This is a genomic window from Noviherbaspirillum sp. (genome assembly GCF_035654295.1).
GTDB lineage: Bacteria > Pseudomonadota > Gammaproteobacteria > Burkholderiales > Burkholderiaceae_D > Noviherbaspirillum.
In genome coordinates this window covers 1-10570 of sequence record NZ_DASRXF010000040.1, presented here as the reverse complement: position 1 = coordinate 10570, position 10570 = coordinate 1, and the positions used below count along the sequence as shown (strand labels likewise).

The 10570-nt window shown below is 63.0% G+C and carries 9 protein-coding genes; 5 read left to right on the top strand and 4 right to left on the bottom strand.

Translation table 11 applies throughout. The features are described from left to right. The 4 genes from VFF99_RS04725 to glp form a co-directional block, all read left to right on the top strand. A partial coding sequence (locus tag VFF99_RS04725; protein ID WP_325015456.1) for a chromate transporter occupies positions 1–315 on the top strand: 315 nt, incomplete at its 5' end. A gap of 7 nt (positions 316–322) precedes the next feature. Continuing rightward, the gene (moaA, locus tag VFF99_RS04720; protein WP_325015455.1) at positions 323–1438 is read left to right on the top strand and encodes a GTP 3',8-cyclase MoaA; all 1116 of its coding nucleotides are present in this window, start codon (positions 323–325) and stop codon (positions 1436–1438) included. An 8-nt stretch (positions 1439–1446) separates the two neighbouring features. After that, positions 1447–2028, top strand: a complete 582-nt coding sequence (mobA, locus tag VFF99_RS04715; RefSeq protein ID WP_325015452.1) for a molybdenum cofactor guanylyltransferase MobA — start codon at positions 1447–1449, stop codon at positions 2026–2028. After that, positions 2025–3302, top strand: coding sequence for a gephyrin-like molybdotransferase Glp (glp, locus tag VFF99_RS04710; protein ID WP_325015450.1), 1278 nt, complete (start codon positions 2025–2027; stop codon positions 3300–3302). The genes mobA and glp overlap by 4 nt, the downstream gene beginning before the upstream one ends. 163 nt (positions 3303–3465) lie before the next feature. Here glp and VFF99_RS04705 read toward each other — a convergent pair whose 3' ends face one another. The 4 genes from VFF99_RS04705 to VFF99_RS04690 all read right to left on the bottom strand — a co-directional run bounded on the left by VFF99_RS04705 (position 3466) and on the right by VFF99_RS04690 (position 8850). Then, a complete protein-coding gene (locus VFF99_RS04705) occupies positions 3466–5466 on the bottom strand; it encodes an acyl CoA:acetate/3-ketoacid CoA transferase (RefSeq protein WP_325015448.1) in 2001 nt (666 codons plus the stop codon). Positions 5467–5540: 74 nt separating this feature from the next. Further along, positions 5541–6854, bottom strand: a complete 1314-nt coding sequence (locus tag VFF99_RS04700; RefSeq protein WP_325015446.1) for a hemolysin family protein — start codon at positions 6852–6854, stop codon at positions 5541–5543. Between the two features lie 88 nt (positions 6855–6942). Continuing rightward, positions 6943–8397 carry a DNA recombination protein RmuC gene (rmuC, locus tag VFF99_RS04695; RefSeq protein WP_325015444.1) on the bottom strand — a complete coding sequence of 485 codons (1455 nt, stop codon included), beginning with the start codon at positions 8395–8397 and terminating at the stop codon, positions 6943–6945. A 51-nt stretch (positions 8398–8448) separates the two neighbouring features. After that, on the bottom strand, positions 8449–8850 hold the full coding sequence (locus VFF99_RS04690) for a group II truncated hemoglobin (protein ID WP_325015442.1): 402 nt from the start codon (positions 8848–8850) through the stop codon (positions 8449–8451). A gap of 469 nt (positions 8851–9319) precedes the next feature. Here VFF99_RS04690 and VFF99_RS04685 point away from each other — a divergent pair. Beyond that, a partial coding sequence (locus VFF99_RS04685) for an undecaprenyl-phosphate glucose phosphotransferase (RefSeq protein WP_325015440.1) occupies positions 9320–10570 on the top strand: 1251 nt, incomplete at its 3' end.

Genomic DNA, 10570 nt, shown 5'->3' with positions numbered 1-10570 from the left:
TGCGCGGCGACCTTCTTCACCTTCCTGCCGTCGTTCATCTTCATCCTGGCCGGCGGCCCGCTGGTGGAATCGACGCGCGGCAACATCCGTCTGACCGCGCCGCTCACCGCCATCTCCGCCGCCGTGGTGGGCGTGATCGTCAGCCTCGCGGTTTTTTTCGCCGAACATACCTTCCGGCTCGACAGGCCGGCTGCCGAGTGGGACCTCATATCGATGTCGATCGCAGCCGCCGCGGCAATCGCCCTGCTCCGGTTCAAGGTCAATACCATCGCCCTCATCGGCGCCTGTGCGCTGCTTGGTCTCGTGGTATCTTAAGAGTGCCATGGCCAACAGAATCATCCCCGTCGCCGACCTCCGCCCGACACCATTGGTGCCGGACATTCCCTTGCCGCTCGAAGCGCCTGCCGGCCACCTCGAGGACAGCCTGGCGCGCCCGCTGCACGACTTGCGGATCTCGGTCACGGACCGCTGCAACTTCCGCTGCGTGTATTGCATGCCGAAGGAAGTCTTCGACAAGGACTATGCCTTCCTTCCGCATTCCGCCCTGCTTTCGTTCGAGGAAATCACGCGGGTCGCGAAGATCTTCGTGGCGCACGGCGTGCACAAGATCCGGCTTACCGGCGGCGAGCCGCTGCTGCGCAAGAACATCGAAAACCTGATCGAGATGCTGGCGGCCCTCACCGCGCCCGACGGCAAACCGATCGACCTGACCCTGACCACGAACGGCTCCATCCTCGCGCGGAAAGCGCGTGCCCTGCGGCAAGCGGGCCTGCGCCGCGTGACCGTCTCCCTCGACGCGCTGGACGATACCGTCTTCCAGCGCATGAACGACGTCGATTTCCCCGTCAGCGAAGTCTTGCGCGGCATCGAGGCGGCGCACGACGCCGGGCTTGGGCCGGTCAAGATCAACATGGTGGTCAAGGCCGGCATGAACGACCAGGAAATCCTGCCGATGGCACGCCGCTTCAAGGGCTCGCCATTCATCCTGCGCTTCATCGAATACATGGATGTCGGCGCCAGCAACGGCTGGAAAATGGACGAAGTCGTGCCCTCGGCGGAAGTGATCCGCCGCATCCATGCCGAAATGCCGCTCGAGGAAATCGAGCCCAACTACACCGGCGAGACCGCCGAACGCTGGCGCTACACGGACGACGGCAGCGAGATCGGCGTCATTTCCAGCGTCACGCAGGCATTCTGCCGCGACTGCACGCGTGCGCGGCTGTCCACCGAAGGCAAGCTCTACACCTGCCTGTTCGCCACCGGCGGCCATGATCTGCGCGCACTGCTGCGCGCAGGACGCAGTGACGAAGAACTGGCCACCGCCATCGCCCATCTCTGGCGCAAGCGCGCGGACCGCTACTCGGAACTGCGCACCGCCAGCACACCGGGAATCGACCCTGCCGTGCGCAAGGTGGAAATGTCCTACATCGGAGGATGAGCTTGGGCATGACCGGAATGATCCTGGCCGGCGGCCGCGGCACGCGCATGGGCAGCGTCGACAAGGGCCTGCAAGCCTTCCGCGGCAAGCCGATGGCAGCCCATGTCATCGAGCGCCTGCGCCCGCAGGTCGACAAGCTGGCGGTCAACGCAAACCAGAACCTCGACATCTACCGCAGCTTCGGCCATGCGGTATGGCCGGACCGCATGGAAGCCTTCCCCGGACCGCTCGCCGGCCTGCATACCGGCCTGCTCGCGTGCGACACCCCCTACCTCGTCACCGCCCCCTGCGACTCCCCCTTTCTGCCTATGGACTTGGTGGCGTGTCTCAAGGATGCTCTCGAACGGCACGACGCGAACATCGCCTTTGCCGTCACCGGCGACGACACGTCGCGCCAGGCCCATCCGGTGTTCTGCCTGCTCCGGGTGAGGGCCTGCCTCGCTCCCCTCGTGCAATACCTCGAGGACGGCGGACGAAGAATGGAAGCCTGGATGCGCGCGCAGGATGCCGTCGAGGTCGCCTTCCCCGACGACGACGCCTTCCGCAACATCAACACACTCGAAGAACTGAAAACACTCGACACACCATGACCAATCTCGCCGACATCGCAGCACGGATAGACGGATACAACCCGGATGCGCTGGAAGCCGGACATGCACAAGACATCATCCGCAGCAGCATCGCACCCATCGAAGGATGGGAAACGCTGACACTGACGGCAGCGCTAGGGCGCGTCCTTGCCGCCGACATCGTCTCGCCCATCAACGTCCCTGCGCACGACAATTCCGCGATGGACGGCTACGCTTTCAGCGGACGCGACATCGGCGAACATGCAGTGGAGTTGCAGGTTGCCGGCGTTGCATTCGCCGGCCATCCTTACACCGGCGGCGTGAAGGCCGGCCAATGCGTGCGCATCATGACGGGCGCCGTGATGCCGCCGGGCTGCGATACCGTCATTCCGCACGAACTCGTCCAGTCGATCTCGGAAACCGCGATCACGATCGCACCCGGCACCGTGAAGCCCGGGGACAACCGCCGCCTGCAGGGCGAAGACCTCGCCGCCGGAACGCCGGCCCTCAGGAAGGGCAAGATCCTGCGCCCGGCCGACCTCGGCCTGCTGGCCTCGCTGGGCATCGGCGAAGTGCCGGTGCAGCGGCGTCTGCGCGTCGCCTTCTTCTCCACCGGCGACGAGCTGCGCTCCATCGGCGAGAAGCTGGACGAAGGCTGCATCTACGACAGCAACCGCTACACCGTCTATGGCATGCTGACCCGGCTCGGCTGCGAAGTGATCGACCTTGGCGTGGTGTGCGACGATCCGGCTTCGCTCGAAGCCACGCTGCGCACGGCCTGCGAAACGGCGGATGCCATCGTGACCTCGGGCGGCGTCTCAGCCGGCGACGCGGATTACACGACGACGGTGATGGCCAAGCTGGGGGAAGTCCATTTCTGGAAGCTCGCGATGCGCCCCGGGCGGCCGATGGCCTTCGGGAAGATCGCGTCGAATGGAAAGAGTGCATACCTGTTCGGCCTGCCGGGCAATCCGGTCGCCGTCATGGTGAGCTTCTATTTCTTTGCGCGAGATGCGTTGCTGCAGATGATGGGTGCGCAGCGGGAAGCGTTGCCCATGCTGAGGGTCGCCTCGCAGTCGGCGATTCGCAAGAAGCCCGGCCGGACGGAATACCAGCGCGGCATTCTTTCGCTGGACGATGAAGGCCGCGCGCAGGTCCGTGTTACAGGGTCGCAGGGATCGGGTGTTTTGCGTTCGATGTCCGAAGCAAATTGCATGATTGTGCTGCCGCATGGGCAGGGCGATGTCGATGCAGGGGAGTTGGTCAACGTGGTTGTATTTGACGGGCTTTGTTAGCGGCACTACCTTGGAGCGCATGATGGGTTTCGCTACGCTCTACCCACCCTACAATTCTTTATGGGGCTGGTGGGTTTCGCTGCGCTCTACCCACCCTACCGTCCTTTATAAAGAAACGTAGGGTGGGTAGAGCGCAGCGAAACCCGCCAGCCCCCTCTCCCCTTCAATTCATCAACTGCGAAAACGCTTCCTCGCGGCTCGCATACACCGAAGGCTCGGTATGGTGGCGCCGGAAGGCGGTGCCGAAATAGCTGCGCATGAACGCGCTGCTGGTATACCGCGTCACCCGGCTGTAGAACCGCTCCGTGAGTTCATGCACCATCTCCACATAGCCGTCGAGCAGGTCGGGCGTAATGGAGAAATTGTCGTAGTTGACCACGGTTGGCACCTTCCTCCCGAGGGGGGCGAGAATCGCCTCCACCTGGTTGCGGATCGCCTCGATGTCGGCCACGTTCCTCACCTCGAACCCCTCGAAGTTCACGAAGAACACGTTGCGCTTGGCGTTGTAGGTGAGGCGCTGCTCCAGCGGGAGATAGAGGATGTCGTTGCGCAGCCCCATTGCTCCCGGGCGGAAGATGCGTTCATCCATGAGCTTGAGCTGCGGACTGATGACCGGACGGAAGCGCATCTGCGCGAGGATGTCCCGCTCCAGGTCGATCCCCGGCGCGATCTCGATCACCTCCAGCCCTTCCAGGATCAGCCGGAACACGCAGCGCTCGGTGATGTACAGCACACTTTGGGCGCGCTGCATCGCATATTCGCCGCTGAAGGTGCGATGCTCCACCTCGTCGACGAACTTCTGCGCCGACCCTTCACGCTTGATCTGCAGCTTGCCGGCCGCGACCGCGACCTCCAGGTTGCCGGCCGTGAAGGTGCCGACGAACACGACCTTCTTTGCATTCTGGCTGATATTGATGAAGCCGCCCGCGCCCGCCAGCCGTGGGCCGAACTTGCTGACGTTGAGGTTCCCGTGCCGGTCGGCCTGCGCCAGGCCGAGGAAGGCGACGTCAAGCCCGCCGCCGTCGTAGAAATCGAACTGGTAAGGCTGGTCGATGATGGCCGCGGGATTGGTCGCCGCACCGAAGTTGAGCCCGCCCGCCGGAATGCCGCCCACCACGCCGGGTTCGGCCGTCAGCGTGACGAGATCGAGCACCTTCTCTTCCGCCGCCACGGCGGCCACGCCCTCCGGCATGCCGATGCCGAGGTTGACCACATTGTTCGGCTTGATCTCCAGCAGGGCGCGGCGCGCAATGATCTTGCGTTCGCTCATTTCCATCGGCTGGATGGACGACATCGGCACCCGCATCTCGCCCGAGAACGCCGGGCTGTAAGGCTCGATGAAGGTCTGCATGTGGTATTCCGGCTTTTCCGCGACCACGACGCAGTCGACCAGGACGCCGGGTATCTTCACCTGGCGCGGGTTGAGCGATCCGCTCTCGGCGATGCGCTCGACCTGCACGATGACGATGCCGCCGGAATTGTGCGCGGCCATGGCGATGGCCAACGCCTCCAGCGTCAGCGCCTCCTTTTCCATCGTCACATTGCCTTCGGGATCCGCGGTGGTGCCGCGGATGATCCCGACATTGATCGGAAACGCCTTGTAGAACAGGACCTCCTGGCCGCCGACGGTCAGCAGTTCGACCAGGTCCTCGGTCGTCCTTTCGTTGATCTTGCCGCCCCCATGGCGCGGGTCGACGAAGGTACCCAGGCCGACGTTCGACAGCGATCCCGGCTTGCCGGCCGCAATGTCCCTGAACAGATGGGTGATGACGCCTTGCGGCAGGTTGTACGCTTCGATCTTGTTGGCGATCGCCAGTTGCTGCAGCTTCGGCACCAAGCCCCAGTGGCCGCCGATGACGCGCCTGACGAGGCCTTCATGTCCGAGATGGTTGAGCCCGCGGTCCTTGCCGTCGCCCTGCCCGGCCGCATACACCAGCGTCAGGTTGGACGGAGAGCCTTTGCCCAGCATCTCCTCCTCGCTTTCGAGGAAGCGCTTCTCCAGGGCCACCGCGATATTTTCGGCAAAACCGATGCCGACAAAGCCGCCGGTTGCGATGGTGTCGCCGTCGTGGATGAGGCGCACCGCTTCCGCGGCCGTGACGATCTTGTGGCGATGCGAGGGGCGGGAACCGCCGGCCATCGGGTCGGGAATGCGATGTACCATGACTGCCTCCGTGAGTGGGTCCAGCACAAGCTGCCTGGCGGCATTATGCCCGGAGCCGGGATGTCCTTATGTTCTTATGCCGGCTCGACCGGCGCGGCTTCCGGCTCGGACACCTTGGGCGTCGCCAGCACCTTGTCGATCCGCTTGCCGTCGAGGTCGACGATTTCGAATGACCAGTCTTCCCATTCGCAGCTATCGGCGGTCTGCGGCAAGCGCCCGAGCAGCAGCATGAGCATGCCGCTCAGGGTGTTGTAGCGCCCGCGCTCCTCCTCCGGCACCCCCTTCAGGCCGAGGCGGTCCTTCAGTTCCGGAACGGGGATCAATCCGTCGAGCAGCCATGAGCCGTCATCGCGCTGCACCGCCCATGCATCTTCCGCACGGTGCGTCTTGAACTCGCCGGTGATCGCTTCCATCACATCCTGCAGGGTGACGATCCCCTGCACCTCGCCGTATTCATCGATGATGAATGCAAGCTGCACGCCGGAATTCTTGAAATTTTCGAGCAGCTCCATGCCCGTCAGCGATTCCGGCACGAACACCGCCGGCTGCAGGTGCTGCATGAGCTCCGGCTTCTCGCCGCGCAAGGTTTGCGCCAGGAGCTGGCGCGCATTGGCCACGCCCAGCACTTCTTCCCAGCCGCCGCGCACCACCGGGAAGCGGGAATGGTCGCTCGCCTCGAAGCGCTTCAGGTTTTCTTCCAGCGGCTCGTTGACGTCGAAGTACACCACGTCACTACGGGGCACCATCAACGAAGCGATCTGACGATCGTCGAGGCGGAACACATTGCGCACCATCTGGTGTTCGTGCTGCTCGATCACGCCGGCGCTCGATCCTTCGGCCAGCATCAGGTTGATCTCTTCCTGCGTCACGCTCGGCTCCATGCGTTCGCTGACGCCGAAGGTGCGCAGCACCAGCTGGGTCGAGCCGGACAGCAGCCGGACGAAAGGCTTGGTCAGCGCCGCCAGCCAAAGCATGGGGCGCGCCACGAGACGGGCAATCGCTTCCGGGCTGATCTGGCCGAGCCGCTTGGGAACGAGTTCGCCGAGCACGATCGTGAAGTAGGTGATACTGACCACGACGAGCCCCGTCGCGCTGTATTCGGCCCACGGACTTTCCACACCGATCCGGTGCAGCCAGACCCCGAACGGATGAGCGAGCGTGGCCTCACCCACGATACCGTTGAGCACGCCGATCGACGTGATGCCGATCTGCACCGTGGAAAGGAAGCGGTTGGGATCGTCCCCGAGCTTGATGGCGGCCGCGGCAGCCGAATCGCCTTCTTCAGCCTGTTTCTGAAGCCGGGCCCTGCGCGCGGTGACCAGCGCAATTTCCGACATGGCGAACACGCCATTCAAAATGATCAAGCCGAACAGTATCGCTATTTCCATATTTCACAGGGTCTCAAAGACGGGAATGTTGTTATTGCCGGTACGGCATGCATCCGGACACGTTATCACAAATGCAGCACCGCCCCGCTCACTCATCGCCGGCCTCCCCCGGATCCGTCCCGAGCAGGAGCTGCGCCGTCTCTGATGGCAGCGCTTCGACCGATTTCAGCTTGCGCGTCATCTGCCGCGTGCGCGTCTCGGCCTGCTCGATATTCTTGGCCGCACGCTCCAGCGTAGTCTTGGTGGCGGCCAGCACATCGCCGAACTTCCCGAACTCGGTCTTGACCGCGCCCAGCACCTGCCAGACCTCCGACGAGCGTTTCTCCAGGGCCAGCGTGCGGAATCCCATCTGCAGGCTGTTGAGCAAGGCGGACAGTGTGGACGGGCCGGCAATCGTCACCCGGCACAGGCGCTGCAGTTCATCGGCCAGCCCCGGACGGCGCATGACTTCGGCATACAAGCCTTCGGTCGGCAGGAACAGGATCGCGAAATCGGTCGTCAAGGGCGGCGACAGGTACTTTTCCGAAATCGTCTTCGCCTCGATGCGCACGGCGCGTTCCAGTTCCCGTCCGGCGGCAGCCACGCCATCGGTGTCGGCCAGTTCGGCCGCCTCGGCCAGGCGTTCGTACTGTTCCTTCGGGAACTTGGCGTCGATCGGCATCCACACCGGACGCTCGCCTTCGTTCTGCCCCGGCAGCTTGACCGCGAACTCCACCCGCTCGCCGGTGCCGGGAACCGTCTCCACGTTCTTCGCGTACTGGTCGGGCGTGAGCACCTGTTCGAGCAGCATTTCGAGCTGCACTTCGCCCCAGGTGCCGCGCGTCTTCACATTTGTCAGCACGCGCTTGAGGTCGCCGACGCCCACCGCCAGCTGCTGCATCTCGCCCAGACCCTGGTGCACTTTTTCCAGACGGTCGGAAACCAGCTTGAAGGATTCGCCCAGCCGCTGCTCCAGTGTCGCATGCAGTTTTTCATCCACCGTGCGCCGCATCTCTTCCAGACGCTTGCCGTTGTCCTCCTGCAAGTCGCGGATCTTGGCTTCCAAAGTGCCGCGCACTTCCGCCATCCGCTGGGCGTTGGATTCCGTCAATGCCGCCAGCGCCTGGTTCAGCGTATCGCCGAAGCGCTTGAGCGCCGCCGCCTGCTCCTCGCGGCCCGCCTGCGCCTGAGTAGTAATCGCCTGACGCATGGAATCGAGTTGCAGCGCATTCGCCTCGTTCAACTTGGCGAGCTGCTGCGCAAAGGAATCGATCTGGTTGTTCTGGATGGTTGCAACGCTGGTGAGCTGGGCGGCGAGCGCCTGCTGGAACTGGCCTAGGTTGCCGCTCAACTCCTGACGCGTGCCCTGCGCGCTGGCTTGCACTTCAGTCCGCAGCTCGCGCTCGACGCGTTCGCTTCCCTGCTGCAACTGGCGCTGGATTTCCGTCTGAAAACCCTGCAGCTGCGCGGCGGTATCGTTGCCGCGCCCTCGCAAGAGAATGACGATCTGCAAGATGACTGCCACGGCAACAAGCAGCAGGGTGACGAGTTCGATGGTGTTCATGGTCCTCCCGGACGAGCCGGAGAAATTGTTCTGGTAAGAGGCAGGAGAAACTCAGCCCGCCTGGTTCCGCATCCAGTCCGCGGTCTGGTAGAAGGATTGCATCAGGCGTTGCTGCATGTCTTCATCCACGCCGACGTCCTGCATTGCCCACGCCATGCAGCGCAGCCACTGGTCCCTCTCGTTCGATGCGATTGCATACGGCAGGTGCCGCGCGCGCAGGCGAGGATGTCCGAAGCGCTCGATATAGTGATCCGGGCCACCCATCCATCCGCACAGAAACCAGAAGAGCTTGTCGCGCGATCCGTCGGTGGAGGCGGGATGCATCGCGCGTATCCCGGCGAACTCGGATTCGAGTTCCATCAGGTCATAGAAACGGTCGACGAGCGCGCGGAGTTTTTCTTCCCCTCCGACAAGTTCGAATGCGGTCTTTTGCGAAGTGTCTTCAGTTGTCATGTGCGAATGATAGCGCATCGAATGTCCGCAAGGAATCAAGCCTCTGCGAGCGGAATGATCGACCGCTCCGATGAATACACGAGTGATCGTTCAATGTGCTTGGCAGATGCGATGACACGCGGAAAAAAGAGCACGTTTTTTTGCCGTTCCGACACGCGGTGGATTTCGCACAACAGCAAGTTTGACTCGATGCAATGCGCTGTTTGAGCGGTCGCAAGCAAACACTACTTAGCAAATTGCGGTGTTCTTTAATGATTACTATTGCCTAAAAGGTAATAACAATTTTTCCTCTGTGGAGCACAGTTTTCCGTCGCGCAGCGACAGCGAAAACTGTCCGGAGCGAGTGCGAGAGTTGTTGTTACCGAGCGCTGCAGAAGCGAACCATGCGGCGCGGCAGCACGACAGCACGACAGCATACCGCGATCGTGCATCGGCAGCTTGATCCTGGTGCCACGACCACAGAGATGCCATGCGAGACTTGATCATCACAAATTCATCCCGGCTGGAATTCTCGATGCGCGTCATGGATGTCCTCGCGCTCGAGCTGGCCGGCGGTCTTGCCGGTCTGATCCATTTCCAGATCCCGCTCAGCGAGACGCCGCCCATCCACATCGTACTGCTGCACTTCTGCAGCGCGCTGGCCTTCCTGCTCTTCCCGCAGCTCGAGCTCTACGGCTCCTGGCGCGGGCGCTCCCTGGCGGACATGTTCCTCCGCCTCGCCGCGTCGTGGGGCCTGGTGCTGCTGATCGGGCTGTTCTTCAGCTTCCTGATCCACCACGTCGGCAACGTGTCGCGACTGTGGATGTTCTACTGGTACGCCAGCGGCGTCACCTTCCTCGCCGTCTACCGCATCGGGGTCTACTACGGCCTGCGCTACCTGCGCGCCAAGGGACTCAACAACAAGCGTGTGCTGCTGGTCGGCTATGGCAGCACGGGACAGGAAATGCACCGCCGTGCGTTGCAACAGGACTGGACCGGCTACGACGTCAAGGCGGTCTACGCCGAAGGCGACGACGCCGCGAAGATCGTTGATCCATCGATCGTGCGCATCAACAGCCTGCAAGAGATTCACGACTACGTGGTGCGCAACCACATCCATGAAATCTGGATCACGCTGCCGCTGATGGCGTCGCCGCGGCTGCAGGAAGTGCAATACCTGTTGCGCAACACGCTGGTCGACATCCGTTGGGTGCCGGACATCCTCGGCCTGCAGATGCTGAGCAACAAGATGGGCAACTTCCTCGGCCTGCCGGTGGTCGACCTGAACCAGCCGATCTCCAGCGGATTCAACGGCATCCTCAAGGACATCTTCGACAAGGCGTTCGCCATCGTCGCGCTGGTCCTGCTGCTGCCGCTGTTCATCGTGATCGCCGTCCTCATCAAGCAATCCTCGCCGGGACCCGTCTTCTTCCGGCAGCCGCGTCTGGGTCTGAACGGACGCCAGTTCAACGTCTACAAGTTCCGCACCATGAAGGTGCACCAGGAACAAGGCGTCGTCACCCAGGCCACGCGCAACGATCCGCGCATCACGCCGATCGGCGCCTTTCTGCGCCGCACCAGCCTGGACGAGCTGCCCCAGTTCATCAATGTGCTGCTGGGCGACATGTCGGTGGTCGGCCCCCGGCCGCACGCGCTCCAGCACAACGAGATGTACAAGGACTTGCTGGAGATGTACATGCTGCGCCACCGCGTGAAACCCGGCATCACCGGCTGGGCGCAG